Below are 26,123 nucleotides of genomic sequence, written 5' to 3'. Positions count from 1 at the left end.
TACCAGTTAAACAGGAGGGAAAATGTCATATATTTCCACAAATACGATTCAGGTCGTCGACGTTAAGGAAGTATCCAAGCCCTCTTTCGTCAAGCTTCTCCCACGCAGTGGAGACAGCGGCCTTATCACTGGAGGTGACGACCCATTTCTGATTTGCCTGGATGGGCCGAATATGGGAACGGCTTTCTCTGTAGGGAAACTGCGGTCTGAAACTGCTCTCGCCGTTGGCGACCTTGATTTCGAAGTGGATCTTACCTCAGGCGTGAATCGCTCACAAAAGGAAGTTCGAGTAGGTTGTCTAAGGCTCACGCGGGACGGCGTGTCCATAGGATCTATTGTGAAAACCAGCTACGGTTTCGAAGAGCTTCATTACGTCAGAATCGATGACTCCGCGGCGAGTGAGGACCTGGGCCAAAAGAATGATCTCGATTTCACTCGCTGGAAGATAATATCGACGGCCGGTGGCGAGAGGTTAGAGCTTTGGAGCTATGAAGCTTTCGAATACGCACGCGACTAATCGAAGGTGACCACCGCCTGCGACCGGCACCCGCAGTAGGGCAACCTACCCGGCAAGTCCTGCGGTGCCGTCTCATCGGTGTATTCGTTCCCATCCCGCGCCTGGTGATTGAGGCGCGGGTGGGCCTTCCGGCTGTGCCGCCATATCCAGGTATCGATGCCCGCCTCCCGGCGCCGTTCCTCCGCAAGCGCGCTGGTCAATTTGTTGAGCTGGTCTGAGGCGATCCGGGTCGCCCGCTTCCGGCTCATGCCCACGCTGTTGCGGATGGTGCTGGCCACCTCGCGGGCCGGGGTCCGGTTGCGAAGCCCATCAAACACGGCGTTGCTGATCTTCTGGCGCGTCACGTCGGACACGTCCTTGACCAGGGCAACGTTCCATTCGATCGACGTCTCCAGGCTGGCACGCACGTCACCGGCGCCGATCATCGTCTCCAGGTCCACGCCGGTCGCCGATAGGACCGCGCCGCGCCACTTGCCGCGGAACAATTGCTCTGTACGCAAGGCCCAGTCTCGCACCTCTGGCGTCAGCAGCAGCACAAGCCGGTTGATCTGCTCGGCAGCGCCGTCGATCTCGGCGCGCACGTCAGCCGGGGCGTCCGTGGTGAGTTCTGAGAGGGTCGAGGTGTAGGCAGCAATGATGCGCTCGGCTGCTGCGGCCCATGCCAGCACGACCGGCAGGTATGACGAGCGGTAGAGGTTCGTTGCAAGCGTTCCCGGAGGATCGATATCGCGCAGGACGATGGCCTTGCGCCGGGTACCGGGGCGGACTCGCTTCGCCATCGCCGCTAGATCGAAGCGGGCCACTACTCGGCCTCCGCGGGCTTCCCGTCGTTGGCGGCCCGGCGAGGCGGCGCGCTTCCACTCGCGCCGCCTACGCCTTCGAGATCAGGATCACCTCCTTCGGCCTGTATGGCAGACGGGTCTGTCCCGTCGTCGTCCGGGTTCAACCCGAACCTCTCGTTTTCGGGGATGTCGGCCAAGGCCTGGTCGAGGCCGGGCACATACTCGCGCTCGGACATCAGGTTCTGCACGCCCTTCGCGAATGCCTCGTCCGGAATGGCACCGGTGGCTTGGAGCTTCGTCACCGCGTCCATGGTGGTGTTGAACGTCTCGGCCTCTTCCTTCTCGGAGGGCACGGAGAGCGGGGCGAACTTCCACGTCACCTTCGCCGGATCGGCGCCGGCCGAGCGCAGCAGGAACGGGTCCAGCAATTCGAGGCAGGGGCGCAGCTCAAGCTTCTGCCCGGCGACCACCATCTTGTTCCAGTTGTCGTCGTCGGACTTGCCGGTGGCGTTCATGCCAGCAGGTGACCGCCCGGTCAGGCGGGTGAACGGGATGTCGGACACGGCGGCAACGCGCTGGTCGAAAGCATCCATCATCGCGGGGATGCCGTTCCAGGTTATTTGGTAGTCACTCACCGTCTCGCCCGGATCATCGGAGCCACTCGACGAGCGATAGAGGGTGGCGTTGAGGCTACTTTCCCCGAGGGCGATTACCTCGACACGCTTGGCAAGGGATTCCTGGTCTCGGCTATCGAGGTCCGGAATGCCGAAGCGCAGGAGCTTGGCCTTGCGGACCAGAGCGGCGAACCATGCCTGCGTCTCGTCGGAGCGCTGGACCTCGGTGCAGACGCGCAGCAGGCGGCTATCACCCCAGAACAGTTCTTCGTCGGCGACGGCGGACCCGGCGGGGAGGCGCGCGCCACGGAAGCAGATGACCCGGCTTGGGTGGATGCGGACCTGCGAGCCCCTGTCGCCCTGCATCTCCCACATGGTGGGCTCGCCGTAGCGGGGGGAGGCGAGATCCTTGATCCAGTCCTTGCCGGTGATCTGCCAGCGCGAGACGACGTTGATCGCCACGATACCGCCCTTGCGGATTTGGTCGGGCTTCAGTTCGGTGGAGTGATCGCCTGCGGTGATGATCACCAAGGCGCCGCCTCCGATGCCTCGCAGGTTCTCCGCTTCCTGGACCTTGCCGATCAGGCCGAGACGCTTTTCCTCGGCCTCGATGTCGTCGATGGTCTTGGCTTCAGCCTGCCAGTCCCGCCACTCGCGCACGCGATCCTCGGCGGGGATGCTGATCACCTTCCGCATCATGCCGGACGACATGTAGGCGGCGATCGCAAGCTGGTGGGTGAAGATGCCGGGGAGGGCGGTAACGCCACCTCCCATGCGGCTGAACGGGTTCAGGCGGCCGACTGCCTCGAACGCGCCTCGGAGGTTGTCGGTGATCCAGGCCATGCGGGGGAGGGTATGTTCCTGGCGTAATGGATTTTACCGCCGTTGGAACAAATTGACTTTCGCCTCCTGTCGCGTTATAGAGGGTGCATTGTCCCCGTATAGCTCAGCTGGATAGAGCGCCCTTCTCATAAAGGGGTTGTCGGAGGTTCGAATCCTCCTACGGTTTCGGTGGAAACACCCGAACGGGCCTGCTGTCGTGAGGCGCAGGCCCGTTTGTATATCTACAGCAGGTTGTCCATCGAGTACCCTGCCTTACCCATCATCAGCTCAGTCATGACCCAGACCAGCGCGTCAGCCCGGTCAGGTGAACCCTCGCCAACGTAGCCGGCGGCAGTGAAATTGCACATCTGGTCTTCCAGGTCTGGGAAGCTGCCGACGTGGCTCACCTTGCCCTGCTCATAGAGCGCGGCGATCGGCTCGGCGCGGATCACCTTTCCGCGCGTGGCGGTCACTTCCTTGAACCGGGTCTTGATGCCCGCCGCGCGCAGGACTGCCCCGACCATGGCGCCGCCGAAGTTCCGCTCTGCGACGATGCAGTCCGCTCCCCAGCGCTCGGCCACCTCGGCGACACGGCGGCCCCAACCTTCCGGCGATAGGTTGCAGGTAGCATCCTCCAGCACATAGGCACGGCCATCCACGCCCTTGCCGGAAGCGATGATGCCGATGTCGTCTCCGTTGCCGTCGCCCTTGGTACCCGAGGGGTCGACCGAGACCACGATGCGCTGCATGTCGGGCAGGGCGCCCTTGTCGATGCGGTGCCGATCGATGCCCGGTATTTCGCCGCCCTCGGTCTGCCGATCCTCCAGGCTCCACAGAGCGCCGTTGACGTCGCTGGCCCATTCCCCCGCCTCGAAGCGCAGGCGCTGCGCAGCGCTCATGGAGGCAAGCACGTCGAAGTATTCCGCCGGCAGGTTGTCCGCGTTGTCCGACGGGTTCACCTTCATCTCGGCATAGTCGTCGGGGTTCGGCAGGGCTTCTTTGGTGCCCGGCTTCAGCTTGGCGCGGAACAGCTGATAGGACCAGTGGAGCTTGCTCGGCGGGTTGCAGTCGAAGTAGGCCTTGAGCGCGAGGTGCGTCTTGCCGGTGGCGGCGGCGATCTCCGGGGCCAGCTCACACTTCTGCGCCAGGCGGGACATCGCCATCTCGACCGAGCCCCACGGGATTTGCGAGGACTCGTTGAAGTAGAGCGTCACATACTCGGCGCCTAGGATCTTCTCGACGCGCTCCTTGTCGTCGAGGCCGGCGATCCAGATCTGGGAGCCGTTCGGAAGCTCGATGTAGAAGTCCGTGCGGTCGTACCGGACGCGGAGCGCCGGGAAGCACAGCTTCAGCACCTTCGGCAGGGTGTCGGCCCATACCGAGGTCTTCGCGTGGTTGAAGCGGAAGCGGAAGATCGCGTGCCGGGAGCCTGGCGCATTGAGGGCGCGCTGGATGATCGCCCGGCAGAGAATGAACGTCTTGCCAGAGCGCGAGCCGCCGCGGAGCATGATGTTGCGGGCGGCGCTGGCTAGCAGCTGGTTCGCCACTCGTTGCTTCGGGGTGAGCTTGGCAATCGGCGGGCCGCCGTTGTGACCGACACCGGGGGAGATCGAGGTGATGGCGTTCACCCCTCTCCCCCGACAGCGCTGCGGATGGCGTCTATCACAGCCTCGGAATACTGAGCGGGCGACACACTCCGCCCGTTGCCAGTGTCACCCAGTGCAAGATCGAAGATGGCTCCGTGCGCCGCTATGATCGCTTCCTCCAAAGCAGCCTTGCGGGCTTCGTGGCGATGGCGGGCGAAGGCTTTTGCAAAATCTACGCCACATTCACCAAGCCGGACATCATCCAGATACTCGGGCGTCGAGTAGAGTTCTTTCCGGCTTTCGATCAGCCGTGCCGCCGCCTCGCGATCCTCCTGCGTAACCGTGATCTCGGTCATGGGCATTCTCCGGTTTCGATAAGATATTCGCGGAGCCTCAAGCCGATCGTCGTCAGGCGAAAATGCCAGCAGGCCGACACACGCGCCGTAAGCATGGTATCGACGTCGCCCGAGAACGTGACCGGCGTATCATCTGCGAACTGGCGATCGACGATACTGTGATTGCGCAGCGCATAGAGATGGTCGAGCACTTCGCACGGAAGCCTCGGGCCGGCGTGCCACTCGCCATCCAGCAGCATCACGGCTTGCTTCTGATCGGCGCCAAGCTGCGCCGCTAAAGTCTCCACCCCGCTCATGCGCTCGGCTCCTCGGGAAGGGCGGCCTGCACGATGTTCTCGATCAGGACGAGTTCTCGGCGCCAGTCGTTGCCGGGGATGCGGGCCTGCGTGATGCTATGGCGAATTTCCCCCAACGCCTTCGCCAGTCGCGCCGCCTTCTCACGGGCGTCCCACTTGGCCTGCGTGTCGGGATGGAAGACGATCCGAACTTTCTTCGCGCCTCCATCGGGTAGGGCGGCGAGGGCTTGGCGGGCGATGTCCGCATAGGAATCATAGCTAGGCGGATCATCGCTGTGGGGCTGGAACGTTCCGGCCTTCACGATCTTCTCCAGCGCCTTTCTCATCGCGGCCACGTCGGCGGCAGGGGGAATTTGCACTGCGCCGCCGTTCATGATGGCCTTTGCCTCGTCGATGCAGCGGTCTACCTCGGATCGGAACTCAGCCTTTGCTAGGCACCGTGCTAGGTTTAGCGCTCTGACACCGATGCCCGGAACCGGCTCCCCCGCCCCGCTCGCAGCTTCGGCGGGCTTGGGGTTCATGGCTGCGATGTAGGAGGCGATAGCCAGGATGTTGCGGGACCACTTTTCGGTGACGTGGAAGGCCTTCACATTCTCAAGGCTCCAATACGTTGGAGCGCAGATTTCAAGAACCTTTTGGATCGCCCAATCCGGTGCGACAGGATCGCCGTTCGGCAAAACCACCCTCTCGACTTCCTCCCCGCTCACTTCCTCACGTGCAGGGCGGCGCAGTGCAGCCAAGATGGCCCAGACGTTCTCCATGACGTGCAGGCCGATCTCTTCGGGCGTGTGGTCGAAGATCGCACCCTGATCGGTTGGCACTGCTGCATCGAGCATGGCTATCAGTTCGGCCACGGGTTCGTTGTCACTCATCATCATTCCCCCTTGGTGTGGTGGGTGGATTGGGTCACAGCTCGGCGTCCTCAGCACTCACGGTGAGGTGAATGGCGCCGGTGTGCTGGGTCTTGTCGACAATCAGGCCGAGTACCTTGGCCTTGCCCATGGAGGCGGCGACCATCGCGCCAGCGGCCTGCACGGACTTTGCGAACTCGCGGTCCTCATCGAGTTGGCGGGCGATGTCGGCGGCGGTCAGAACGGCCACGTCAGCGGCCTTCTCCTGCAATGAGGCAATTCGGAGGGCGACCCCCTCATTTTTCTTCAGACGCGCCGCGTTCTTCTCGTTCGGCTTGTATCCGGCGGAGACGTAGGCTTGTGCCAGCGTCTCGCCTCGGACCAGCGCCTGGCAGAACCGTTCGTGCTTCTCGTTTTTGAGGGGCGCACTCATCGCGCAGCTTCCTCCTTCAGGTACCGCTTACGGATCTCGGCCATGCGCTTGGCCCCGATGGCCTTGCGCCAGGCGAGCACGGTGGACTTGCCCCAGATCTGTTCCACGCGGCGCCAGCCATGGCGCTTGAACTTCTCCATGAACTCGGGCGGGATCGGCTTCGGTGCCGAGGTGGGCAGGAGCTTAGTCTTCGACATCGGCGGCCTCGTCTTCGTCTACGATTGCGAACCCGTCGGCGGCTGCGAGCTTGAAGTGCTCGAATGCGCTCTCTCGGGCTTCGGGGGTGGCGCGGTTCCATGCTCGGACGATCAGGGTGCAAAGCGTGCTGTCCGTGTCGTCGTCGTGATAGTTCTGGCCTGTCTCGTAACGACGCTGGGTCACATGCTCCCGGAGCGCGTTGACCGGCAGGTGGTCGGTGCTGGCGCGCTTCAGGAGCGGTAGGGCTTCGTCCTGGGGGAGTGAGGCGACCGCGGCGTAGTGGTCCACCGATAGGGTTCGGTCGCGCAGCGCCGGGGGGAACGTCGTCGCTGCCTTGAGCGCGTCCTTCAGGCGCTTCGGGGCGAGGCCCAGGTTCTCGGACAGGAAGTCGAAGCCGGACTGGCTCAGGTATCCGGCTTCCTTGCCTTCAGCCATCCAGTCCGCCAGCTGCCAGTCTACGTCGCGGCGCTGGTCGGCGAGGGTGCGGCCGCGATCGATCCACTCTTCCTGGGTGGTGGCAGGGGCGCCGGCGGGGATGATGGTGGCTACGGCGTTCATGCGGGCGCATCCTTCGAAATGGTGGAGATGCCCTTGCATTGCTTGAGCCCGGCCGGATCGACACCAGCCTTCGCTGCCTCGATGCATAGCTGCGCGTCGGCGGTGTCGGCCAGGCGATCCAGCTTCGTGGTGATCGAACATTGCGAGTTGGCCATCATCAGCAGCAGGACGAACGACACGAAGCCGAGCTGGAGGTTGCGGTTTTCGCTCATGCGGACCTCGTTTCGAAAGGAGCGGTGCGCCGGCGGTCCATGGCGGCCTGCCAGTATCCCTTGGGAAGGACGGTCACGACGCGGTCGCAGTCGAGGACGATCCGCTGGCCAGTGGGGAGTCGGACGTACCGGGCTCCGAAGGCAGCGGCGCGCTCGATCGTCGGCGTGGACAGGGCCGCAACCGCTTCGTCGTAGCTCACCGGGGCGACGCGCTCACGGTAGCGAGATACCGCATGGCTGGAGACGTGGATCATGCCGCCTGCTCCGTCTCATCAATGGTCGGCGGCGGCGGGCGCAGGCGCAGCGAGTAGCCGCCGCCCGCCTCCCGTCGCAGCAGCGAGCGTGTCTCAGCGATCTCCTGCCAGCGCGGCGGCATGGCATCGATCTCGCCCTGGCTTACGTCACCGGCATCGAGTCGGGCCATCAGCTCGTCAAAGCGGGCCTCCTTCTCCCGGCGCACCGCGACTTCCGCCTGGCGCTTGGTGCGCAGGGCGTCGTCGTTGCGCTCCCAGCGGCTCAGGATCTCGTTGCACTCCGAGGTGCTGGGGAAGAACTTGCAGTTGCGCAGGGCTTCCGTGACCAGGAACTCGATCGCTTCCTTGGGGCGCTGGCCGATCGCGATCTCGTAGGCCCGGACGCGAAGCTCGCCGCCGAGCGTGTCCGTCTTCTGGCGCGGCAAGGCATCGAGCATCCGGAGGCACTTGGCGAAGAACTGGCCGTCGGCTTTCACCAGGGCGGGCAGCGGCGCGGCAGCGACAACCTCGGCGGCGGCCAGTTGGCTATCCGTGAGCCGAACCGCGAGCGATCCGCTCGTCGAGGGCGCGGGTGAAACCGTCTCGATGGTCTGGTTCAGAACGGCCGGGAGAACCGCGCCAAGCGTCCGGGCTTCCGTGGGGTCGTGTCGCATTTCGGGGTTCCTTTGGCGGGTAGAGGCCGGTCCAGTTGTGTTCGGTTGCTTCGTCGAGGATGGCGCCGGGGTCGTGGCCCTCGGCCCGCCAGCGTTCGAGCTTGCCGATCATCAGTTCGATGGCGCGGTCGGTCGGTGCCTTGCCGATGCGCTTGCGCATTTCGAGGTACCCGTTCCAGGGATCGGCAGGGATCCAGTCCGGGATGACGAGCTTGGCCTTCGAGGGTTTCTCGATTTCAGGCTCAGCAGCGGGCTCCGCGCGGAGAGGATGCGAAGCATCCGATAGGTTCAAGGATGGTTCTAGGGTGGTTTGGGTCAAATTCTCTGACCGGTGGGGTAAGGGAGATTGACCGGTGGGGTCTGCCCTCTTGACCGGTGAAATACCTTGACCGGTCAAATTCTCTGACTGGTCATCGGCATGGGATTTCACGAGGGGAAGAGAACGGAGAACCCGGACATTGATCGCATATTCGACGGTGTACCCGTTGGCGCAGCGACGCTGCCCATGCTCCCGAAGGAGGCCGTCTTCGATGAGCGCCTTGATGGTCGCGATGACGGTCTGCTTCGACGCACCGATCTCGTCTGCCATGCGCTGCTTCGAGGCCCAGATACCGGAGCCATCATCGCTGGCCTTGTCGGCCATAAGCACCATGACGGCCTTGCGGGCGATGTTGCCGATCTGGCGCTTGTAGACTTCGGAGGTGAGGTGATTGCTCACACGGTCCTCCAGTCGATCGACGGCCACATGGCGCGCGCGAATGCCAGGCGCAGGGTCGAGGCTTCCGTGTTGGTGGCGCTGCCACCCTTCACGTCCTCGCAGACCTTCTGGCCCTTCTCGACGTAGGAGAAGTCGGGGGTGTAGATGGCGCGGCGTCCATTGAGGTGCGTGACCGGCTTGCCCTCAACGGCGAAGGTGAAGACGGGCTCGACTTCCAGGCCGACGATCACCCCGGCGAGCTGAAGCAGATGCAGGTCATTGCACCGGCGCGCTTCCTTGGCGCTGGCGTGGGTGTGGCCGTGCTGGCAGGGCGACTTGCGGGCGCCAAACTTGTTGGGGCGCTTCACGGACGCACCACCCTTCGGCCGGAGCGCTCGGCAGCATCGAACACATAGGGGTGCTGGCGGTACAGGGCGATCAGGAGGCGGCGGCTTCCCGCTTCCATGCCTTCGAAGCCACTCAGCCCGAGATGTGGATTATGGAAACGGCCGCTGTATTCCGTCTCGTTTCGGTGTCGCGGCCCAGGTCGTGTGACCGCAGCCTTGCCCCGGCGCGCTTCGGCGTCGCGCGCGCAAGTGGCGCAGCGAGGGTTGAGGATGCTGCGGAGGTTCGAAAGGTCATGCGAATGACCGCAGGGGAAGACGATCGTCGGGTTCATAGGGCGCTCCAGTCGATGGCCGGCTTGTCGATCCCACGGGCGCGCATGTCGGCGCGCATCTGATCGGCGCGGTCGCGGATGATCTTGCGGGCAGCGGCCCGGCGCTTCTCGGCGCCGTGGCTGGCGAGTTTCGATGCCGCGACCGGGGTAGTGGGCGGAACGGGCGCAGCATGGCGCCGGAAGAGCCGGGACAGCATCAGTCAATGCCCAGCGCGTTCTTGTAGGTGTCGAGGATCATCTCGGCTTCGCGGCGATCGTCGGGCTTCTGCTTCCGGATGCGGACGATCTGGCGCATAGCCTTCACGTCGTATCCGACAGCCTTTGCCTCGTTGTAGACGTCCCGGATGTCGTCCGAGATACCCTTCTTCTCGTCTTCCAGGCGCTCCACGCGCTCAATCAACAGGCGAAGGCGATCGTCGGCGGCGCGGTTCTCTTTGCGCTCGGTGCCGGGGATGGAGATTTGTGCGGTGTCGGGCATGTTGGTTCTCCGTGTGGGGCGGCTCAGGCCGCGCCCTTGATCTGGTCGGCTTCGAGGCAGATGGCCGTAAGGGCGGTCATCAGCGGACGGATGGTATCGGCAAGCTGGCAGGTCTCGCGGTGGTCCCGGTGACCGTCGGCAAGAGCCTCGGCGAACTGGCCCGCGAGGTTCGACAGGCGCCCGATCGTCGCGAGGTCGTTGGCTGGCTCTGCCTTGAGCGGCTTCACGCGCAGGCCATAGAGGGCGAAAACTTCGTCCAGGGCGGTGATGTCGACGGCGAGGCTGTTGAGCGCGGTGTGCAGCTCGGGAACGCTCTCGCCAGTCAGCGCGCGATCGATCGTCTTCGTGCCAATGTCGATGGAATCGGCGAACGTTCCCTTGCCAACAGTGCGAAGGATTCGTGCCCAACCTGCTGAAATCGCTTTGGACACATCCGACTTGTCGTTCGAACGGACGAGACGGACATGATTGCTGCGCTGCGACATAAGGTCACCCATGAACAGTGCGTTGAAAGGAAAGGCCCGTCCGGTCGCGGAGGGGGGTGTGGGGTTCGAACGACCGGACGGGCAGGGTCACGCCTTCACGGGCAGGGGCCTGCGGGGCGTGGGGTGTGATGGCGGGCATGGATCAATCCTCGCCAGTCGGGAGAAGCTGCATGCGCGCAGCGACGGACGGGAACTTATCGATCAGCCATTCCACGTCCTCGGGCTCTTCGGTGATTTCGCCGACGCAGTCCCATTCGCCCCCGAGGGTTTGACGGAGGTCGTTCAGCGCGACTTCGGCGTCCCGGCAATCGGTGTGGTAGTGGCAGGACGAGAAGCTACCCTCGAACTTCCCGGAGAAGTAGAACGCGGGCGATCCGCTCGGGATAGTGCAGCCGCAGCCAGCGCAGTTGTGCTCGGAACGGGTGGACTTGACGTCCCGATGGTTGGCGAAGTCCACCATAGCTCAGGCTCCCACGACTTCTGGATTGGTCTGGACGGACCCGGCGCGGCGGCGTTCCAGTTCAGCGATGAGGTCGGCAGTGGGCACGCTGTGGAGCGGTCCAACGTCTACGATCTCGATCGCGCGCGCTCGCTCAGGGATGCGGCGGATATGTCCGCGCTCTTCGAGGCGAGCGAGAAGGCTGTGGACGCTGCCGACGCTCTTGCTTCCGATGCCAGCCACCATCTCGCGGACGGTCGGGGCTACTCCGCCAGAGCTATCGAGATAGCTGCGAAGGTAAGTGAGCAGGCGGCTCTGCTGTGCGGTGAGGCCGATCATGCGGCTGCTCGCCGAACTGCAGCCTTTTCGAGATCGCGAAGCGTTGAGACTGCGCGGTGATAGGTCGTCATGGTGAGCGACCCGCCAGCCTTGATCTCGTCGAACCGCTTGCCGTTACCGAACAGCTTACGGGACAGCGTGGAGGTGCTCGCTCCGGTGCGATGCGCCAGCGCGTCAACGCGCGCGATCAGCTTCTGAGTGTCATCCATGCAGCATGAATGTCTTTTTATACACGATTGGTCAAGTACAATTAGACATTCACGGTGGCCAGTTTCGGTATGTCAAAATGTACATGTGATAGACCACGACGAAATTCGTAATCGCTTGAAGGCGCGCATGGCCGAACTGGGCTTGCCCCTCACGGGGACGTGGCTCAAGGACCATGGTGTCGGGCAGACAACCGTTCGCAACTTCCTTGCGGGTATGAGCCAGTCTCTGACGGTGGAGACTGTGGCTAAATTGGCCGAGCCGCTCAAAACCACCGAGCGCTGGATAATCTTTGGCGGCGACGCACCTGTTAGTGAGGGGATGCTCCTGGAAATGGCTGAGACAGCCGCAGAGGAGATCCAAGCTGGTATGCGGATCGCGGAGATTCGGAATGCCGTCGCAGCAGGGATTCGTGAGCAGCTAAGGATACATCTAGCTGTCGGCGCAGCTCAGGACAGTTCGGCCGCAGCGAGCGCTCGCGGCAAATCCGCTCAACCTGGCGCTCCCACCAAAGGAGCCGCTCGGGAAGAATTGCGCAACGCATAAAGCACGTAGGGCAGCCAACTTCACATTGCGGTTCAGACAGCACCAGTGCCAACGATTCGCCTCCCGTGTTCACGCTCTGTTCTCATAGCATGGAACAGTGAAACGACTATAGGATTTTTCCTACACGAACCGATTTGGTTCATGATCGCAGCCTGAGGCGTGCGCCATGAGGATCGCTAAATCATGATAATCGCTCAGCTTTTCGTTCACGGCGGCGGAGGTCGGAAGGTTAATTGGGGACCGCACAAGTTCGTTGATCTTCCCTCGCCTGGCGATCTTGTCCAAGCGCCGGGCCTAGATGGAAAAATCCATTACGCGACCGTCAGGCATACCGAGTTCGAAGCGATACCTGGGGGCGCTGCGGGAGAGCCGCAGGCGATCGTCGTGACGGATTGGAAGTCGTCTTATGAACGGTGATGCAGTTTTAGCTCACACCGGCGCTGAGGGGTGAGGCGTTAACTTCATTTGACATACCTTCGCATGCACGAAAGAGGATGACCCGACTTGGAGGGCAATATGAATTCGAATCAACCTGGGCAAACCGCCGAGCAATTCGACACAAACAATGCGATCATGTCTCGCGGTATGCATTTTGTAATGGGGATGGATGTGCCTCGCCAATGGGCGACCGGCGCCCAAGCATTCGTTACTCCCGAAAATACAATCTTGGTGTTCCGAGAGCAAAATATGGCCGTCGGTGAAAATGGGTTAGGCGAAGTCACTTTAAAAAACGTAGCGAGCCTCGTTCTCCCAACGAGCATTGCGAGAGAGTTCCACAGAATATTGGGCGAGCAATTGGCGATGATCGATGGCAATTCCGCCGAGTAAGGGGACTTCGGGGTGGGCCATTCCGGCCGCAGCTATCTCCGCTAGTATTCCGCTAGCACCGGCTTATGTTAGCCAAGCGATGGCAAATCCTCCACAACCCATTCCGGTTTCGGCCCCGGCGACTGCCCAGCTAGACGAGAGGCTGGTGGACGCAAAGCTGGCTGCATCCGAAGCAAGGGCTGAAACGAAATTTGTTCAACTCCTTGGGAAACTGGATCTCGTCGTTGAGCGCCTCGGAGAAATCCGCAAGGATGTGAGCGATTTGGATACAAAGATCGGTGCCGTTGACGACAACACCAAAAGCGCAAAGACGCTAGTGATCACGACTATCATAGGGACAGCCATCGGAGTCGCCGGTCTTGCATACGCCGCTGTAGCCATCTTCCAAGGCGGAATGGGTCTTTCGGCAACCGCTTATCAAAGCGGGATGAGTGCCGCAGAGGCCAAAAAGAAATAGCGAGCATCCCGATCCGTCTCGCATCACACAGCCCCGCTTCGGCGGGGTTTTTTGTGCCTGAACGAAATTGGTAATTCGCGATTCGCTGACATTGAGCGGCTGAACGACATTCTTCCGAGCATGTACAAAAATACATTAGCGCTTGACGTGTAGAAAAAGACACGTCAAAACTACCTCCATCAGCCCAGCAGTGAGCCGCAAGCGCAGACCTGCCGGGATCCCCGATGGAGATCGCTATGCGCATCTTTACCCGTTTCATTGCAGAGGACCGCTTCCACGACGCGCACATTGCGTCGCTTGAAGCAGCCTGCGAAGTTCCCGGCGGCTACACCCGCCCGTTCCTGAACAGCCTTGTTGCAATCGCCCGTGGCCGCATCGAAGCCAACACCGGCGATAGCCACCTCATCAGCATCTATAAGGGCATCGTCCGCGAGGCCGAGATCCTGCTTGAGGGCGTGCCCTGCGAGTTCGACGAGGCCGCGAACGAGCTGGCGCTTTGGCTGGCCGAAGACCCCACCAACATTGAGGTTTCGGCCTACTATGCGGGGAGGAAGGCGGCATGAGCGCCGAACGCAACCACGTGCTCGGCTACATCAACGTGTGGCAGGGAACCAGCGGTCACCAGTGGACCGATAGCCAAGATGGCCTGCCTGCCGTTCTTGATCGTCGCCTTGCTGATCAGGTGGCACGCGATGTCGAAGGCGCATCCTTTGGCATCCGCCGCGTCGGCGTCCTCCACTTTCGCATGAAGGTGGCAGCATGAGCCGCGCCGACACCACCCGCTGCCAGCGCGCGATCGCAAACACGCCGGAAGCCCCGGCCTGCTTGCCGACCTTCAACCTGGACCGCTCGATCAACGCCGCCCGCGCCGACATGGGCGAGGCTCGCTGGGCACAGCTTAACCGGGAGTGGGAGGATAGTCCTTTCGCCTACGGCCTGCTGGCTGGCATGGACGAGGGGTGCGCCTGATGGTCCGGATCATCCTCGCCACGGTCGCAGTCGGCGCCGCCCTGCTGCTTGCCCTCGATGCTGGCAGCCGCATGCTGACCGACAACAACGCTGCCGCGCGCGCCTTCATCCTGTCGGATGCGTTCTGGCCCGCCGTCATCGGCTTCATCGTCGTGCTGCTGGTCGTGATGCTCGGCATCCACTCGGCTTACCGTTTCCACCCCGGCCGCCTGTCGGGTCGCAGTGGCGGGGAGGGCTGAATGTCCACCCGCCACACCCTCCGCAAGCACGGGCTCTACGCCCTGGTTCTCGTCGCTGCCGCTCTGACCGGCAGGCTGCTCGCCACCGCTGAACTCTCGTTCGGCGGATGGGTCGGGCTTTGACCGGCAACCCCACAAGGACACGCACATGAACGCGATTTCCAAGATCGAGCCGTCGCCGTTGGCAAAGCTCCGCGAACCGTTCTCGGCCGACCACATTTCGAAGCTGCCCAAGGAAACGCGGGCGCAGATCGACGCGCGCAAGGCCGACCGGAAGTTGATGGTCTGGAACTGCAAGGACTGCGGCGGCCACCACCACAAGGACGCGGTTCACCTGGATTACGTCGGTCACGCCGCGCTGACGCACCGGCTGCTCGACACCGATCCGGAATGGTTCTGGGAGCCGGTCGCATTCGGCCAGGACGGCCTTCCGGCGCTGGATCGCAATGGCGGCCTTTGGATCCGGCTTACGGTCCTTGGCGTGACCCGCCTTGGCTACGGTGACGCGGACGGAAAGACCGGCGGCAATGCCATCAAGGAGGCCATCGGTGACGCGCTCCGCAATGCGGCGATGCGCTTCGGCGCCGCGCTCGACCTCTGGCACAAGGGCGACCTGCACGGCGACGACGGCGATGATGCGGAGCCTAAGCGGGAACCTGCATCCGATCGCCCGGCCAAGCAGCGCACCACCATGAGCGACGCCAGCTTCGCCAAGATCACGCAGCTTATGGATGCGACCCGCACCCTGCCGTCCGTCGTGCTGGAGCACTTCGGGGTCAGCAGCCTTCGCGACCTGAGCAGGACGCAATTCGACGAGGCCGTGGCCAAGCTCGAAGACGACCTGGCCCGCATGGCCAAGGCCGAAACCAACCGTGCTGGCCAGACCGGCAATGGCTTCAACCTAGACGACGAGATCGGATTCTGATGACCACCGCCGGACACAACAACCCGCCCGCCGAGGAAGCTTTCGGCCTCCACATCGACGAGCTGTTCTCGCTGCTCTCTGACACCCTCGCCGGTGGGCCGGTCGAGACGGACGAGCAGGAAGCCGCGATCGACGCACTGTCGAAGGACTTCCTCAAGGCCAAGCAGGATGCCGACAAGGCCCGCGCCGCCGAGAAGAAGCCGCACGACGATGCCGCGAAGGCAGTCCAGACCAAGTGGAAGCCGATCGTCGATAAGGCCTCGCGTGGCCAGGGCGCCTGCAACGATGCCCTGACGCCCTACCGGGTCGCCAAGCAGCGCGCCAAGGAAGAGGCGGCCCGCAAGGCACGCGAGGAAGCTGAGGAACGCCAGCGCAAGGCCCAGGAAGCGCTCCGCCAGTCCGAGGACCTGGAGCAGCGCTTCGAGGCTGAGCAGGATCTGGAAGCGGCCAAGAAGCTGAACGCCGTTGCCAACAAGATCGATCGCGGCGCCACCGGCCTGCGGACCCTCTGGACGGCCGAGATCACCAACCGGGACGATGCTTTGCGGCATTACCTCCGCCAGCAGCCGGAAGCATTCATCGCGCTCATTCGGGAGCTTGCTGACCGCGACGCGCGCGGCGCGCGCCCGCAGGTGCCGGGCGTAACCTACCACGAACAGAAGAAGGCGGCCTGACCATGGCGAGCGTCAACAAAGTCATCCTGTTGGGCAATATGTGCGCCGACGCGGAAGTTAAGAGCTTCCAGAACGGAGGCCGCATCGCGAACCTGCGCATCGCCACGAACGAGAGCTGGCGGGACAAACAGAGCGGCGAACGCAAGGAGCGCGTCGAGTACCATAGCGTAGTCGTGAGCGGTGACGGCCTGATCGGCGTGATCGAGCAGTACACCCGCAAGGGTTCGAAGCTGTACCTCGAAGGCCAGTTGAGAACCAGAAAATGGACCGACCAATCTGGGAATGACCGCTACTCGACCGAGATCGCTGTCGGCGGGATCGGTGGCAAGGTCGTCCTGCTGGACAGCCAGCGCGGCGAAGATGGTCAGGGCGGCGGTCGCCAGCAGCGCGGCAACGGCCAGCGCGAGGGCAACGACCGTGGCGGTCAGCGCACCGGCGGCGACTGGGGCCGGGAGCATGGCGGGCGCGAAGTCTACAACTCCAACACTGGATGGAACGACGGCGGCTTTGACGACGACCTCGGCTCCGATTCCATTCCGTTCTGAGGTAGCGCGCCATGGCACTCCCACCCCGCAAATTCAAAGAGCCCGCGCCGAAGAAGGAAAAGCGCGAGAGCCGCTGGAAATGCCCGGCGCACCTCACGTTCGTCCGGTCCTTCCACTGCGCGTGGCCCGGTTGCCAGCGCGCGCCGATCGAGGCGGCCCACGTCCGCAACGGTAGCGGGGCTGGCATGTCCCAGAAGCCGGACGACTGGCGCGCCGTTCCGCTTTGCGGTCGCGATCTCGACTTCATCGGCCACCACCAGCAGCAGCACCAGATCGGAGAGCAATCGTTCTGGCGAGCCTACCAGAAGGCTTCAGGCCAGACGGTGGACCAGCTCATCGAAAGCCTGTGCGACGCTTCACCGCGCCGGCAGCAGATCAGGGAGCACCGCAATGGCTAAGCAAGGCGGTCAGACGATCACGCTCGCCAACCCTTCGGTGCGCGCGCTGGCTCACCGGCTGATCGACGCGGCGCCCGCCGGTGCCGTGGTCAACATCAAGGAAGCGGCGCGGACCAGCGACCAGAACGCAAAGCTCTGGGCTATGCTCTCCGACATTGCTCGCGCCAAGCCGCAGGGCCGCGTCCTGACGACTGAAGTCTGGAAGGCGCTTTTCATGAACGCCGCCGGGTTCACCTGCGCCTTCGAGCCGACGCTGGACGGGCAGGGCGTAATCCCTCTCGGTTTCAAGTCGAGCCGTCTCAACAAGGCCGAGTTCAGCGATCTCTTGGAAGCGATCCACTGCTTCGCCGCCGAGCACGGCATCCAATTCACCGATCCCATCGAACGAAAGGCCGCCTGATGACGACCGCAACCCACATCGAAGTCGAAGCCCGCGTCCGCTATTGGGAAGACGCATCGGTCAACGGTACGCCCGAGGACAACGACGCGCCGACGATCCCGCTGCGCAATGGCGACAACTGGTGCCCGCGCATCCGGCTCTCTGATGGCCTGGTCGAGGGCTGGCCCGCAGGTGTCACCGCCGACGTGCATTTCAAGGTCTGCGATGAGGGCCTGTATTGGCTCACTGGCGCATCCGGCGAGCGCCTGATGAAGTGGAGCGGGTACTATGTGCCCAACGACTTCCTGTGCCCGGCTGACGAGGGCTTCGGCGACTACATCATCATGCAGATCGGCGAAGGCGGGAAGATCGCAGACTGGTCGGTCCCTGAAATCGACGCTGATGAGTGGGAGTCTATCGCATGACCACCCCCGACATCACCACCCGCCTCCGGGAAGCCCTCAAGCCATTCGCGGATCTCGCAGACTACATCGATGCCGAGCGCCCAGCCTATGCGAAGCGCGGCATGGAAGTGCAGATCGAGGGCTGGCCTTACACGCTCTCGGTGGCCTGGCTCTACGAAGCTCGTGAAGCGATGACCTCGCCCGCATGGCAGCCCATCGAGACGGCGCCGAAGGATGGCTGGAAAATTCTAGCGACAGACCGCTTTCATCGGGAACGGACTTGGGTCGTTTGGTGGAAAGGTAGCGAATGGGTCTGCGACCATCATAACAGCAGAGTTGTTGGCCTCACCGACTGGATGCCTCTCCCCGCCACCCCCTCGCAGATCGAGGAGGGCAAGGATCATGGCTGAGCAGCTTCCGCCGTATTGGGCTTACGTAAGGTCCTGCGAGCTGTCTGGCGGCGCAGGCATAGAGGAACGCCTCTATGATCATGACTGCGCTTTCACCAAGCAGACCCTCGCCTTCGCCCGCTACATCGCCGCGCACGAGGATGAGCCGGTTGATCCCTGCGTTGAGGCTGGCCGGAGGCTGGTTGCAGAAACCCAGCACAACTTCCCGGACAGTCCTTGGCACATCACTGAAGCAGCCGAGACGATTGCCGGAAACCGTGACTGCACGCTGATCGTGATGGCTGCAATCGAGGGTGTCCGCCGCGGCATCGAAATCGGAAAGGCACAGGCATGAGCGATACCCGCACTGAGCATACGCCGGGGCCGTGGGGCTGGTTCGGTAACGCCAACAGCAATAGCCTCTATCTCGCGACCAAGCACAGCGGTCGCCGCTACGTCATGGGCTTCAAGCGTTGGGGCTTCTCGGGCGGGCAGCCCGAGTTTCAGCCTGCCGGTCGCGGCATGGTCGACGCCAGCGAGCTTCTGCAGTTCGAGGTGGGCGACCGCGATGTCGTGGGCGTCAAGGTCGCGCGTGAAAACACGAGCGTCTATCGCATGGACATTCGCGGGATCGATTGTGCGGATGCGCGCCTGATCGCCGCCGCGCCCGATTTCATTGAGGCTGCTCCCGACGCCGCCGATCTGCTGGAGCAGTACGCCGCATTCATCCTCACGGTGAAGCCGGACGATCTGGAGCTTCACCCTTATCAGCCCGCAGTCGAACAGGCCGCAAGCGCTCTCCGCGCGGCCATCGCCAAAGCCCGAGGAGAGAGCCTGTGACCGAGCATATGCCGGGGAATGACACCCGCCTGTGGTGCCTGCATCACATCGGCCCCGATGATGTCCACGCCGCTCCTGACTTTGCCACCGCGCAGACCTGGGCGAACCAAGCGAACGAGTTCTCTCAGGAGTACGCAGGCATCAGCCGGTTTGTCGTGGCCGTGTGGCCTTGGACGGCTGACGACCATGCTGAGAACCTGCCGCGCTCGATCGCCGAATGGACGGTCCCTGCCGCCTCTCTGCCCGCCGCGAGCGAGGGGGAGCCTGCTGCATGGCTGGTGGTCAGTTCATCGTCATATCCGACGAACTATTACTACACCGCTGGCGACCCGCGTGGGCCATTCCCGGAAGATTGGACGGAAATTCCTCTCTACAAGCACCCCGCCCCCTCCGATCAATCGAAGATGCTGATCAGCGAACTTGCTGATGCGCTGGACGACGCGCGCAACAACGGCTTCGGGGAAGAATTCTTCCGAGTTCATGTGGCTGAACTCATCACCCGCGCCCGCCAGATCGGGGGTGAGGGGTGAGCCAGAACACCAGCACCGCAGTAATGCAGCGCCGGGTCGAGGCGCATGATTCCCTCGACGACTTCCCGACCCCGCCATGGGCGACGCGCGCGCTGTGCGAGTGGCTTAGCGAAAATAGCTTGATCCGACCCGGCATGACCTGCCGTGAACCAGCGGCCAATCGCGGTCACATGGTTGCGCCACTCTGGGAGTGGTTCGATGAGATATATGCCAGTGATGTCCACGATTATGGGGCCGGTTTCCCGATCGAGGATTACCTGTTCGGCCCGCTGCCTGATCGGGTCAACTGGACGATCACAAACCCACCGTTCCGTCTGGCCGAACAGTTCATCGAGCGGGCGCTGGCGTCGAGCGATTGCGTGGCGGTGATCGTCCGCGCCGCGTTCCTGGAAGGGCAGGGCCGGTTCGAGCGCCTGTTCGCCAAGACCCCGCCGAGCCATGTGCTCCAGTTCACCGAAAGGGTCGTGATGCATAAGGGCAAGCTTTCGCCCGACGGATCGACCGCGACGGCCTACGCCTGGCTCGTCTGGGCAGACCGGGCGGCAGACACGAAACTGCGCTGGATCGCGCCCTGCCGGAAAAGGCTGGAGAAGCCGGAGGACTACCTATGACCCCCCATAGCATCGCCCGCTGGCCTGCAAGGAAAGGAGAGGGGCTGTGAACGCGCCCGCACGTCTTCCCGCGATCCTGGAAGAGGGCCGGTCCCCTTCCGATTGGGTCTCAACCCTGGCCGAGCGCGGCCTTGACGTCTCGGAGCGCACGCTCCGGGAGAAGGCCAACCGCCTCGGCGCCTGCCACAAACTGGGCAGGGCCATGATCATCACCCCCGACCAGCTCGACACCATCCTGAGGGACAAGAACGAATGCCGCTCCAGCCTTACCTCCGAGGAACCCAATGGTGGGTCAAAGGCAGGGTTGAATACCTCCAAACGCCAATCACCGACTACTACCGCCGCAGCACTGGAGCATCTTCGGAAGCGGGCGCGCGGGAGTGGTGCCGAAACGAAGAAGCGCTCCGGATCCGTCGTCACCTTCTCGGCGAGGAAAAGCCCAAGCTAACCTTCGCCGATGCCGTGGTGCTGTACGAGGCTGACATGAAGACCGCCGAGTATCTGGAACCGATCACGATCAAGCTGGCCGAGATGTTCATCGACGACATCACGCCGAAGTTCGTCCGCGACCTGGGCGCCGAGATGATGCCCACGGCAGCCGCCGACACGTGGGTGCGCCAGATCATCACGCCGATTCGCGCGGTGATCAACAACGCCCACGACCTCGGCAAATGCCCGCCGATCCGGGTGAAAGGTTTCGACAAGGCCGAACGCGTCGAACAGGACAGGAAGCGTGGGAAGCGCAGCCGCGTGAAGAAGCAGCCGGGTTCGTGGGAATGGCTACTTCGGTTTCGCGAGCATGCGCCCCAACGCCACGCCGCACTCGCGCTGTTCATGTTCTCGACCGGCGCGCGGATCAGTCAGGCGATCGAGATGCACCCCGGCAAGCACCTGCGCCTCCAGCAGGGCAAGGCATGCATCCCGGCTGCCAAGGGCCATGACGATCGCTGGGTGGACATCCCGCCCGAGCTGGTCGCGGAACTGGCGAACCTGCCCGAGCTGTTCCCGCGAGGCTGGGACCGCAAGAAGAAGGAGAACATGCGCGTGTTCGGCTTCGCGGATCGCTCAAGCCCGCGCAAGGGCTGGGACGCGGCATGCGCAGCGGCAGGCATCGATCGCATTCCGTTCCACGCAGCGGGCCGTCACGGGTTCGGGCAGGAGATGAACGTGCGTCAGCCCGTCGATGAGAAGGCGGCCGGGGAGTTCGGCGGATGGTCGGACACGGGCCTGATGCGCCGCGTCTACACCCATGCTGAGGACACGAAGGACAAGATCCACAACGCCTGGCGCGCCGGGCTTGAGCAGGCCGAATCGGAAACGGGCCTGCGACTCGCGAAGGGAGGAAAATAATGCTGTACGGGATTTGTACGGGCGCCCGGAGGGAATCACGGTATGTTCCTGCACGGAACTGCAACTCAAATCTGGGAGATTTCCGATCGATCCATAAAAACCTCAATAATCAGAGGCAGTTATGGTGGGCGCGGCAGGGATTGAACCTGCGACCCCACCCGTGTGAAGGGTGTGCTCTACCACTGAGCTACGCGCCCGCATCTCGCTGCGGAAGCGCGCCTCTAGATGAGTCGGATCGAATTGACAAGCGGCCATCTGGAATTAAATCGCGAGGCATGACCGAAGAGACCAACACCGGCGCGGACGTGCCGCCCGACCACCTTGCCATCAACCCGAAGAGCCCGTTCTTCGATGAGGAAAAGCTGCAGCGCGGCGTCGGCATCCGCTTCAAGGGCACCGTGCGCAACAACGTCGAGGAATATTGCATTTCCGAAGGCTGGGTGCGCGTTCAGGCCGGCAAGACGCTGGATCGCAAGGGCAATCCGCTGACCGTCAAGCTCGCCGGGCCGGTCGAGGCCTGGTATGAGGATCTTGGCGAAGACGCGCCCGTCGCGAAGGCCTGATATCCTGAGCGTCGTTGCCCTGTTCCATGGGCGATGACGCGAGATCTGCATTCAACCACATCGTCACCCTGAACTTGTTTCAGGGTCCATCTATGAACCTCAACCGTAGGTCTGAGCGGCGAGATGGACCCTGAAACAAGTTCAGGGTGACGAAGTTTTTGGCGGATCGCTCAGTATTCTCCGGCGATGATATCGCCGATAGGGTCGCTTCGGCGGCCCTTTTTTCTGGCTTTCGGGGTTTCGGATTTGGCTATGCCGCCATCCTTGCTGTTGTAGATGAAGCCCGAAACCGGCCAGTGCGTATTGCCGAGGTTGTGGATCGGTGCGTACCAGACGCGCACTTCGCTCCAGTCATTGGCGGGCGAGACGTCGAGCACGGTGACGTTCTTTTCGATCCGCCCGCGCTGGCCCTCGATCGGGGACCAGTTGGCATGGCTCACCAGGATCGTGCGCGAATCCACGACTTTGCTGACGGTGGCGACGTGCCCGAGTTGCGATCCCGCATAAGCGTCCATCGCCATGACCGCGCCCACCTTCGGGGCATGCCCGGTGGCGTAGCGCCCCTTGGCCTGGCCCCACCAGGTATGGGCATCGCCGTAGATCTGGATGCCGGAAAGCTGGCGTGCGTAGGGCACGCATTCAAGGTAGTCGGGGCCTCGTGCAGCGGCGGGACGATCGTCGTCCATGCCGGCGAGCGCGTCGTCGATGGCCGAACGGGCGTTGGCGTAATGGGAGGCGGCGGGCGAGATCGTCGCTCCGGCCAGTCCCAGCATGATTGCGATCCGGTAACCTTTCATGCCCCTCAATTCGGCCCTGTTTGCTTGTGAGAATCCTTCGGGGGATGGTTAATCGCGAAGTAGGATTTTGTTCCCGTAACGATCCTGCCGTCGCGCAAAAACTGCGCGAAAAATGCGGACATTCCCATTTGCGCCAAATTCGTTTAGGGGCCGGAATCCTTTATCGAGTTACATCATGTTACCCCAGGTCATCATCATCGGCCGACCGAACGTCGGCAAGTCTACGCTATTCAACCGGCTCGTCGGCAAGAAGCTCGCGCTCGTCGACGATCAGCCGGGGGTCACGCGTGACCGCCGCTTCGGAGACGCCGAACTGCTCGGCCTGAAATTCCAGATCGTCGACACGGCGGGCTGGGAAGACGACGAGGACGAAACGCTGCCCGGCCGCATGCGCAAGCAGACCGAAGCGGCGCTGGAAACCGCCGATGTGGCGCTCTTCGTGGTCGACGCGCGTGCCGGTCTCACCCCGTTGGACGAGGAAATCGGCCAGTGGCTGCGCGCGTCGCAAGTGCCGGTGGTGGTGCTGGCCAACAAGGCCGAGGGCCGCGCCGGAGAGAGCGGCGTGCTCGAAGCCTATTCGCTGGGACTGGGCGAGCCGATCACTTTCTCGGCCGAGCATGGCGTGGGCGTTGCGGATCTGTTCGAATCGCTCTTGCCGCATCTCGAACCGCTTCAGCCCGAAGAGCCGGAGTTCCCGGAGGAAGAGGACGAGGAAGCGCTGCTGCGCCGTCCGCTCAAGCTGGCGATCGTGGGCCGCCCGAACGCGGGCAAGTCTACCCTCATCAACCGCATCCTCGGTGAAGACCGCCTGCTCACGGGGCCGGAAGCGGGCATTACCCGCGATTCGATCACCGTGGATTGGGAATGGACCGACCCCAAGACGCAGGAAGTTCGCCAGGTCAGCCTGATCGACACAGCGGGCATGCGCAAGCGCGCCAACGTGACCGAGAAGCTGGAACGCATGGCGGTGGCCGATGCGCGCCACGCGATCGACTTCGCGGAAGTGGTGGTTCTGCTGCTGGACGCCACGCGCGGGCTGGAACACCAGGATCTCACCATCGCTTCCAAGGTGCTGGAAGAAGGCCGCGCGCTGATCATCGCGATCAACAAGTGGGACGTCGCTGAGGGTGCTTCCGCGCTGTTCAACGGCATTCGCGGCGCGCTGGACGATGGCTTGGCGCAAGTTCGCGGCGTGCCGCTGCTGGCCGTCTCTGCGCGGACCGGCAAGGGCCTCGACGAATTGATCGCCGCCGGGTTCTCGATTCGCGAAGCCTGGAGCAAGCGCGTGCCCACCGCCGCGCTCAACCGCTGGTTCGACGATGCGCTGGCCGCCAATCCGCCGCCGGCACCGGGCGGCAAGCGGATCAAGCTGCGCTACATCACCCAGGCCAAGACCCGCCCGCCGGGCTTCGTCCTGTTCGGCACCCGCCTCGACATGCTGCCCGAAAGCTACCGTCGCTATCTGATCAACGGCATTCGCCGGGAACTCGGGTTCGATGCGGTACCCATCCGGCTCAATTTGCGGATGCCGAAGAACCCCTTCGCGAAGTGACGAAAAGGGCCGCTGGAGATCGTCTCCAGCGGCCCTTTTCAGGTTCAGGACGGATGTGCCGCCGTTTCCGCATCCGATAGCGGCGGTGCGGCGCGTTGTTCCTCGACTTCGATGGCATCGGGCTCAAGCATGCCGTCGCTGTTCTTGATCTCGCGCATCAGCGTCCATACCGCGATGAACAGCGCGGCGATCACCGGGCCGACGATGAAGCCGTTGAGCCCGAAGATCTGCAGCCCCGCCAGCGTTGCGATCAGCACCACGAAGTCCGGCATCCGGGTGTCGCGGCCCACCAGGATCGGGCGCAGGATGTTGTCGATCATGCCGATGATGAACAGGCCGCAGAAGGCAAGCACGGCGCCCTGCCAGACCTGCCCGGTCCCGATCAGGTAGGCCGCCATCGGCACCCAGACGAGGCCGGTGCCGACCGCGGGCAGCAGCGAGAAGAACCCCATCATCACGCCCCAGAGCAGCGAGCCCTGGATGCCGAGCAGCGAGAAGATGATCCCGCCGACCAGCCCTTGCGCCACGGCCACGACCACCGTGCCCTTCATCGTCGCGCGCACGACGATCACGAAATTGTTCACCAGGCGGTCGCGGAGGTGCGGGCGCAGCGGCATGGCGTCGCGGATCAGTCCGCCATAACGCTGGCCGTCCCGCAGCAGGAAAAACGTGAGGTAGAGCATCACGCCCAGCGCCGCGAGAAAGCTCAAGGCGCCCTGGCCGACGGAGAGCAGGCGCGCGACCAGGCCCTGGAGGCCGTTGGCGATGCCGGCGACCAGCTGGCGGCGCAGGCTTTCGAAATCGGCAAGACCGTAGCGATCGATCATCCGCTCCACCGATTCCGGCAGCGAGGCGCGCAATTGTTCGAACATGCGGGGAAGGTCGATTTGCCCGATCCGGACTTTCTCGTAAATGTTCGAGACTTCCTGGACCAGGCTGATGCCCAGCAGGATGGTCGGGATGATGAACAGCGCCAGCAGCAAGAGCAGCATGATGCCTGCGGCCAGGCTCTTGCGGCCGCCCAGGGCGTGGGCCAGCCTGGCGGTCAGCGGTTGGAACAGGATCGCCGCGACCACGCCCCACAGCACCGCGCCGAAATAGGGCAGCAGCAGCCAGACGAAGGCTGCGGTGACGAGAATGACGAGGACGCCGAAGCCATAGTCCTCGATCGTGTAGGGGGGGCGCTCGGGTTGCTCCATGACGCCTCCTTAGCATGATTTCGCAAGGGGCAAGCCAGAGGCCTGGGGTGACTGGATTTTTCATCAGGTATCGGCAAGACAGGGGCATCCTCCATTCGAGCAGGAGCCTTCCGTCTTGCCTCATACCCGTCCGGGCGCCTTTGCCCTTCGCGCCGCCGCTCTCGCGCTGTCTTGCGCCGCCGTTTCGATCTCCCCCGCTTTCGCCGCCGATGCGCCTGCAACCGGCGCCGGTGCGAACAGTGCTGCCTCCGAGCGCGGCTTTACACCCGATGACCTGTTCAAGCTCTCGGGCGTCACCGACCCGCAGATCTCGCCCGACGGCAGCCGCATCGCCTATGTGCGGTCCGCCGCCGATGTGATGACCGACAAGGTCGTGCCGTCGATCTGGCTGGTCGACGCGGCGAGCGGTGCGCAGCGGCCGCTTGTGACCGGGGCAGGGGCGCACTTTTCGCCGCGCTGGTCGCCGGATGGC

The 26,123-nt window shown here is 63.4% G+C and carries 47 protein-coding genes and 1 tRNA gene; 24 read left to right on the top strand and 24 right to left on the bottom strand.

All coding sequences use genetic code 11. The features are described 5' to 3' along the window. The first annotated feature begins 22 nt into the window (after nt 1–22). Nucleotides 23–517 (top strand): hypothetical protein, encoded by a 495-nt coding sequence (locus ACI3K3_RS06485; protein WP_404912793.1) that lies wholly within the window; start codon nt 23–25, stop codon nt 515–517. Here the strand turns inward: ACI3K3_RS06485 and ACI3K3_RS06480 are convergent. The 21 genes from ACI3K3_RS06480 to ACI3K3_RS06380 form a co-directional block, all read right to left on the bottom strand. Beyond that, complete coding sequence (locus ACI3K3_RS06480; protein ID WP_404912792.1) at nt 514–1,320, bottom strand: phage minor head protein; 807 nt, start codon at nt 1,318–1,320, stop codon at nt 514–516. The two genes, ACI3K3_RS06485 and ACI3K3_RS06480, sit on opposite strands and share 4 nt — an antisense overlap. Further along, nucleotides 1,320–2,756 carry a DUF1073 domain-containing protein gene (locus ACI3K3_RS06475; protein ID WP_404912791.1) on the bottom strand — a complete coding sequence of 479 codons (1,437 nt, stop codon included), beginning with the start codon at nt 2,754–2,756 and terminating at the stop codon, nt 1,320–1,322. The genes ACI3K3_RS06480 and ACI3K3_RS06475 overlap by 1 nt, the downstream gene beginning before the upstream one ends. Before the next feature lie 221 nt (nt 2,757–2,977). Continuing rightward, nucleotides 2,978–4,363 (bottom strand): phage terminase large subunit, encoded by a 1,386-nt coding sequence (locus ACI3K3_RS06470; protein ID WP_404912790.1) that lies wholly within the window; start codon nt 4,361–4,363, stop codon nt 2,978–2,980. Beyond that, nucleotides 4,360–4,677: a hypothetical protein gene (locus tag ACI3K3_RS06465; RefSeq protein WP_404912789.1), complete on the bottom strand. Its 318-nt coding sequence runs from the start codon at nt 4,675–4,677 to the stop codon at nt 4,360–4,362. The genes ACI3K3_RS06470 and ACI3K3_RS06465 overlap by 4 nt, the downstream gene beginning before the upstream one ends. Further along, nucleotides 4,674–4,973 carry a hypothetical protein gene (locus ACI3K3_RS06460; RefSeq protein ID WP_404912788.1) on the bottom strand — a complete coding sequence of 100 codons (300 nt, stop codon included), beginning with the start codon at nt 4,971–4,973 and terminating at the stop codon, nt 4,674–4,676. The genes ACI3K3_RS06465 and ACI3K3_RS06460 overlap by 4 nt, the downstream gene beginning before the upstream one ends. Beyond that, nucleotides 4,970–5,845, bottom strand: a complete 876-nt coding sequence (locus ACI3K3_RS06455) for a hypothetical protein (RefSeq protein ID WP_404912787.1) — start codon at nt 5,843–5,845, stop codon at nt 4,970–4,972. Before ACI3K3_RS06455 ends, ACI3K3_RS06460 begins: the two co-directional genes overlap by 4 nt. 34 nt (nt 5,846–5,879) lie before the next feature. Continuing rightward, nucleotides 5,880–6,257, bottom strand: coding sequence for a hypothetical protein (locus ACI3K3_RS06450; protein ID WP_404912786.1), 378 nt, complete (start codon nt 6,255–6,257; stop codon nt 5,880–5,882). Further along, nucleotides 6,254–6,454: a hypothetical protein gene (locus tag ACI3K3_RS06445; RefSeq protein WP_404912785.1), complete on the bottom strand. Its 201-nt coding sequence runs from the start codon at nt 6,452–6,454 to the stop codon at nt 6,254–6,256. The genes ACI3K3_RS06450 and ACI3K3_RS06445 overlap by 4 nt, the downstream gene beginning before the upstream one ends. Then, nucleotides 6,441–7,013, bottom strand: a complete 573-nt coding sequence (locus ACI3K3_RS06440; protein WP_404912784.1) for a hypothetical protein — start codon at nt 7,011–7,013, stop codon at nt 6,441–6,443. The genes ACI3K3_RS06445 and ACI3K3_RS06440 overlap by 14 nt, the downstream gene beginning before the upstream one ends. Then, entirely contained in the window at nt 7,010–7,225 is a 216-nt protein-coding gene (locus ACI3K3_RS06435; protein ID WP_404912783.1) for a hypothetical protein, read from the bottom strand. The genes ACI3K3_RS06440 and ACI3K3_RS06435 overlap by 4 nt, the downstream gene beginning before the upstream one ends. Further along, complete coding sequence (locus tag ACI3K3_RS06430; RefSeq protein WP_404912782.1) at nt 7,222–7,479, bottom strand: hypothetical protein; 258 nt, start codon at nt 7,477–7,479, stop codon at nt 7,222–7,224. Before ACI3K3_RS06430 ends, ACI3K3_RS06435 begins: the two co-directional genes overlap by 4 nt. Further along, on the bottom strand, nt 7,476–7,955 hold the full coding sequence (locus ACI3K3_RS06425) for a hypothetical protein (protein WP_404912781.1): 480 nt from the start codon (nt 7,953–7,955) through the stop codon (nt 7,476–7,478). The genes ACI3K3_RS06430 and ACI3K3_RS06425 overlap by 4 nt, the downstream gene beginning before the upstream one ends. Before the next feature lie 49 nt (nt 7,956–8,004). Beyond that, nucleotides 8,005–8,850: a helix-turn-helix domain-containing protein gene (locus ACI3K3_RS06420; RefSeq protein WP_404912780.1), complete on the bottom strand. Its 846-nt coding sequence runs from the start codon at nt 8,848–8,850 to the stop codon at nt 8,005–8,007. After that, nucleotides 8,847–9,197 carry a DUF1064 domain-containing protein gene (locus ACI3K3_RS06415; RefSeq protein ID WP_404912779.1) on the bottom strand — a complete coding sequence of 117 codons (351 nt, stop codon included), beginning with the start codon at nt 9,195–9,197 and terminating at the stop codon, nt 8,847–8,849. Before ACI3K3_RS06415 ends, ACI3K3_RS06420 begins: the two co-directional genes overlap by 4 nt. Further along, nucleotides 9,194–9,508, bottom strand: coding sequence for a hypothetical protein (locus ACI3K3_RS06410; protein ID WP_404912778.1), 315 nt, complete (start codon nt 9,506–9,508; stop codon nt 9,194–9,196). The genes ACI3K3_RS06415 and ACI3K3_RS06410 overlap by 4 nt, the downstream gene beginning before the upstream one ends. Beyond that, nucleotides 9,505–9,705: a hypothetical protein gene (locus ACI3K3_RS06405; RefSeq protein WP_404912777.1), complete on the bottom strand. Its 201-nt coding sequence runs from the start codon at nt 9,703–9,705 to the stop codon at nt 9,505–9,507. Before ACI3K3_RS06405 ends, ACI3K3_RS06410 begins: the two co-directional genes overlap by 4 nt. Next, complete coding sequence (locus tag ACI3K3_RS06400; RefSeq protein ID WP_404912776.1) at nt 9,705–9,986, bottom strand: DUF2312 domain-containing protein; 282 nt, start codon at nt 9,984–9,986, stop codon at nt 9,705–9,707. Before ACI3K3_RS06400 ends, ACI3K3_RS06405 begins: the two co-directional genes overlap by 1 nt. A 23-nt stretch (nt 9,987–10,009) precedes the next feature. After that, nucleotides 10,010–10,483: a hypothetical protein gene (locus ACI3K3_RS06395; protein ID WP_404912775.1), complete on the bottom strand. Its 474-nt coding sequence runs from the start codon at nt 10,481–10,483 to the stop codon at nt 10,010–10,012. 130 nt (nt 10,484–10,613) lie between these two features. Further along, nucleotides 10,614–10,931: a hypothetical protein gene (locus ACI3K3_RS06390; RefSeq protein ID WP_404912774.1), complete on the bottom strand. Its 318-nt coding sequence runs from the start codon at nt 10,929–10,931 to the stop codon at nt 10,614–10,616. 3 nt (nt 10,932–10,934) lie between these two features. Continuing rightward, nucleotides 10,935–11,249, bottom strand: coding sequence for a hypothetical protein (locus ACI3K3_RS06385; protein WP_404912773.1), 315 nt, complete (start codon nt 11,247–11,249; stop codon nt 10,935–10,937). Further along, nucleotides 11,246–11,458 (bottom strand): hypothetical protein, encoded by a 213-nt coding sequence (locus tag ACI3K3_RS06380; RefSeq protein WP_404912772.1) that lies wholly within the window; start codon nt 11,456–11,458, stop codon nt 11,246–11,248. Before ACI3K3_RS06380 ends, ACI3K3_RS06385 begins: the two co-directional genes overlap by 4 nt. A gap of 85 nt (nt 11,459–11,543) precedes the next feature. Between ACI3K3_RS06380 and ACI3K3_RS06375 the strand changes: the two genes are divergently transcribed. From ACI3K3_RS06375 to ACI3K3_RS06275, 21 genes are all read left to right on the top strand, one after another. Next, the gene (locus ACI3K3_RS06375) at nt 11,544–12,002 is read left to right on the top strand and encodes a hypothetical protein (RefSeq protein ID WP_404912771.1); all 459 of its coding nucleotides are present in this window, start codon (nt 11,544–11,546) and stop codon (nt 12,000–12,002) included. Between the two features lie 516 nt (nt 12,003–12,518). Further along, the gene (locus ACI3K3_RS06370) at nt 12,519–12,830 is read left to right on the top strand and encodes a hypothetical protein (RefSeq protein WP_404912770.1); all 312 of its coding nucleotides are present in this window, start codon (nt 12,519–12,521) and stop codon (nt 12,828–12,830) included. Nucleotides 12,831–12,975: 145 nt separating this feature from the next. Next, nucleotides 12,976–13,287 carry a hypothetical protein gene (locus tag ACI3K3_RS06365; RefSeq protein ID WP_404912769.1) on the top strand — a complete coding sequence of 104 codons (312 nt, stop codon included), beginning with the start codon at nt 12,976–12,978 and terminating at the stop codon, nt 13,285–13,287. A 236-nt stretch (nt 13,288–13,523) separates the two neighbouring features. Next, a complete protein-coding gene (locus ACI3K3_RS06360) occupies nt 13,524–13,850 on the top strand; it encodes a hypothetical protein (protein ID WP_404912768.1) in 327 nt (108 codons plus the stop codon). Beyond that, nucleotides 13,847–14,050 carry a hypothetical protein gene (locus ACI3K3_RS06355; RefSeq protein ID WP_404912767.1) on the top strand — a complete coding sequence of 68 codons (204 nt, stop codon included), beginning with the start codon at nt 13,847–13,849 and terminating at the stop codon, nt 14,048–14,050. Before ACI3K3_RS06360 ends, ACI3K3_RS06355 begins: the two co-directional genes overlap by 4 nt. Next, entirely contained in the window at nt 14,047–14,256 is a 210-nt protein-coding gene (locus tag ACI3K3_RS06350) for a hypothetical protein (protein ID WP_404912766.1), read from the top strand. The genes ACI3K3_RS06355 and ACI3K3_RS06350 overlap by 4 nt, the downstream gene beginning before the upstream one ends. After that, nucleotides 14,256–14,495, top strand: coding sequence for a hypothetical protein (locus ACI3K3_RS06345; protein ID WP_404912765.1), 240 nt, complete (start codon nt 14,256–14,258; stop codon nt 14,493–14,495). The genes ACI3K3_RS06350 and ACI3K3_RS06345 overlap by 1 nt, the downstream gene beginning before the upstream one ends. Beyond that, nucleotides 14,496–14,618 carry a hypothetical protein gene (locus ACI3K3_RS06340; RefSeq protein WP_404912764.1) on the top strand — a complete coding sequence of 41 codons (123 nt, stop codon included), beginning with the start codon at nt 14,496–14,498 and terminating at the stop codon, nt 14,616–14,618. Nucleotides 14,619–14,643: 25 nt separating this feature from the next. Further along, complete coding sequence (locus tag ACI3K3_RS06335; protein ID WP_404912763.1) at nt 14,644–15,420, top strand: hypothetical protein; 777 nt, start codon at nt 14,644–14,646, stop codon at nt 15,418–15,420. Next, on the top strand, nt 15,420–16,094 hold the full coding sequence (locus ACI3K3_RS06330; RefSeq protein ID WP_404912762.1) for a hypothetical protein: 675 nt from the start codon (nt 15,420–15,422) through the stop codon (nt 16,092–16,094). The genes ACI3K3_RS06335 and ACI3K3_RS06330 overlap by 1 nt, the downstream gene beginning before the upstream one ends. Before the next feature lie 2 nt (nt 16,095–16,096). Next, entirely contained in the window at nt 16,097–16,639 is a 543-nt protein-coding gene (gene ssb / locus ACI3K3_RS06325) for a single-stranded DNA-binding protein (protein WP_404912761.1), read from the top strand. Nucleotides 16,640–16,650: 11 nt separating this feature from the next. After that, on the top strand, nt 16,651–17,037 hold the full coding sequence (locus ACI3K3_RS06320; protein WP_404912760.1) for a hypothetical protein: 387 nt from the start codon (nt 16,651–16,653) through the stop codon (nt 17,035–17,037). Beyond that, the gene (locus tag ACI3K3_RS06315) at nt 17,030–17,437 is read left to right on the top strand and encodes a recombination protein NinB (RefSeq protein WP_404912759.1); all 408 of its coding nucleotides are present in this window, start codon (nt 17,030–17,032) and stop codon (nt 17,435–17,437) included. The genes ACI3K3_RS06320 and ACI3K3_RS06315 overlap by 8 nt, the downstream gene beginning before the upstream one ends. Next, complete coding sequence (locus ACI3K3_RS06310; protein ID WP_404912758.1) at nt 17,437–17,841, top strand: hypothetical protein; 405 nt, start codon at nt 17,437–17,439, stop codon at nt 17,839–17,841. Before ACI3K3_RS06315 ends, ACI3K3_RS06310 begins: the two co-directional genes overlap by 1 nt. Beyond that, complete coding sequence (locus ACI3K3_RS06305; protein ID WP_404912757.1) at nt 17,838–18,230, top strand: hypothetical protein; 393 nt, start codon at nt 17,838–17,840, stop codon at nt 18,228–18,230. The genes ACI3K3_RS06310 and ACI3K3_RS06305 overlap by 4 nt, the downstream gene beginning before the upstream one ends. Continuing rightward, the gene (locus ACI3K3_RS06300; RefSeq protein WP_404912756.1) at nt 18,223–18,564 is read left to right on the top strand and encodes a hypothetical protein; all 342 of its coding nucleotides are present in this window, start codon (nt 18,223–18,225) and stop codon (nt 18,562–18,564) included. Before ACI3K3_RS06305 ends, ACI3K3_RS06300 begins: the two co-directional genes overlap by 8 nt. Beyond that, complete coding sequence (locus ACI3K3_RS06295; RefSeq protein WP_404912755.1) at nt 18,561–19,049, top strand: hypothetical protein; 489 nt, start codon at nt 18,561–18,563, stop codon at nt 19,047–19,049. Before ACI3K3_RS06300 ends, ACI3K3_RS06295 begins: the two co-directional genes overlap by 4 nt. Beyond that, complete coding sequence (locus tag ACI3K3_RS06290) at nt 19,046–19,579, top strand: hypothetical protein (RefSeq protein ID WP_404912754.1); 534 nt, start codon at nt 19,046–19,048, stop codon at nt 19,577–19,579. Before ACI3K3_RS06295 ends, ACI3K3_RS06290 begins: the two co-directional genes overlap by 4 nt. 170 nt (nt 19,580–19,749) lie before the next feature. Further along, nucleotides 19,750–20,190 (top strand): hypothetical protein, encoded by a 441-nt coding sequence (locus ACI3K3_RS06285; protein WP_404912753.1) that lies wholly within the window; start codon nt 19,750–19,752, stop codon nt 20,188–20,190. A gap of 46 nt (nt 20,191–20,236) precedes the next feature. Beyond that, nucleotides 20,237–20,638, top strand: a complete 402-nt coding sequence (locus ACI3K3_RS06280) for a hypothetical protein (RefSeq protein ID WP_404912752.1) — start codon at nt 20,237–20,239, stop codon at nt 20,636–20,638. A gap of 35 nt (nt 20,639–20,673) precedes the next feature. Next, the gene (locus ACI3K3_RS06275) at nt 20,674–21,540 is read left to right on the top strand and encodes a tyrosine-type recombinase/integrase (RefSeq protein WP_404912751.1); all 867 of its coding nucleotides are present in this window, start codon (nt 20,674–20,676) and stop codon (nt 21,538–21,540) included. A gap of 122 nt (nt 21,541–21,662) precedes the next feature. Here the strand turns inward: ACI3K3_RS06275 and ACI3K3_RS06270 are convergent. Further along, nucleotides 21,663–21,737, bottom strand: a tRNA-Val gene (locus tag ACI3K3_RS06270). A gap of 78 nt (nt 21,738–21,815) precedes the next feature. On the opposite strand from ACI3K3_RS06270, the gene ACI3K3_RS06265 reads away from it, so the two are divergent. After that, nucleotides 21,816–22,103, top strand: a complete 288-nt coding sequence (locus ACI3K3_RS06265) for a DUF3297 family protein (protein WP_404912750.1) — start codon at nt 21,816–21,818, stop codon at nt 22,101–22,103. Between the two features lie 170 nt (nt 22,104–22,273). Here the strand turns inward: ACI3K3_RS06265 and ACI3K3_RS06260 are convergent, their stop codons facing one another. Then, nucleotides 22,274–22,900 (bottom strand): CHAP domain-containing protein, encoded by a 627-nt coding sequence (locus ACI3K3_RS06260; RefSeq protein ID WP_404912749.1) that lies wholly within the window; start codon nt 22,898–22,900, stop codon nt 22,274–22,276. A gap of 175 nt (nt 22,901–23,075) precedes the next feature. On the opposite strand from ACI3K3_RS06260, the gene der reads away from it, so the two are divergent. Next, nucleotides 23,076–24,452, top strand: coding sequence for a ribosome biogenesis GTPase Der (gene der / locus ACI3K3_RS06255; protein ID WP_313435872.1), 1,377 nt, complete (start codon nt 23,076–23,078; stop codon nt 24,450–24,452). A gap of 44 nt (nt 24,453–24,496) precedes the next feature. Here der and ACI3K3_RS06250 read toward each other — a convergent pair whose 3' ends face one another. Beyond that, complete coding sequence (locus ACI3K3_RS06250) at nt 24,497–25,651, bottom strand: AI-2E family transporter (protein ID WP_404912748.1); 1,155 nt, start codon at nt 25,649–25,651, stop codon at nt 24,497–24,499. Between the last annotated feature and the right edge of the window lie 472 nt (nt 25,652–26,123).

It is taken from the genome of Novosphingobium sp. ZW T3_23, assembly GCF_044987305.1.
In the GTDB taxonomy this organism is placed as follows: domain Bacteria; phylum Pseudomonadota; class Alphaproteobacteria; order Sphingomonadales; family Sphingomonadaceae; genus Novosphingobium.
The sequence above is the reverse complement of the archived record's forward strand: the minus strand, read 5'-3'. Positions and strand labels throughout refer to the sequence as shown.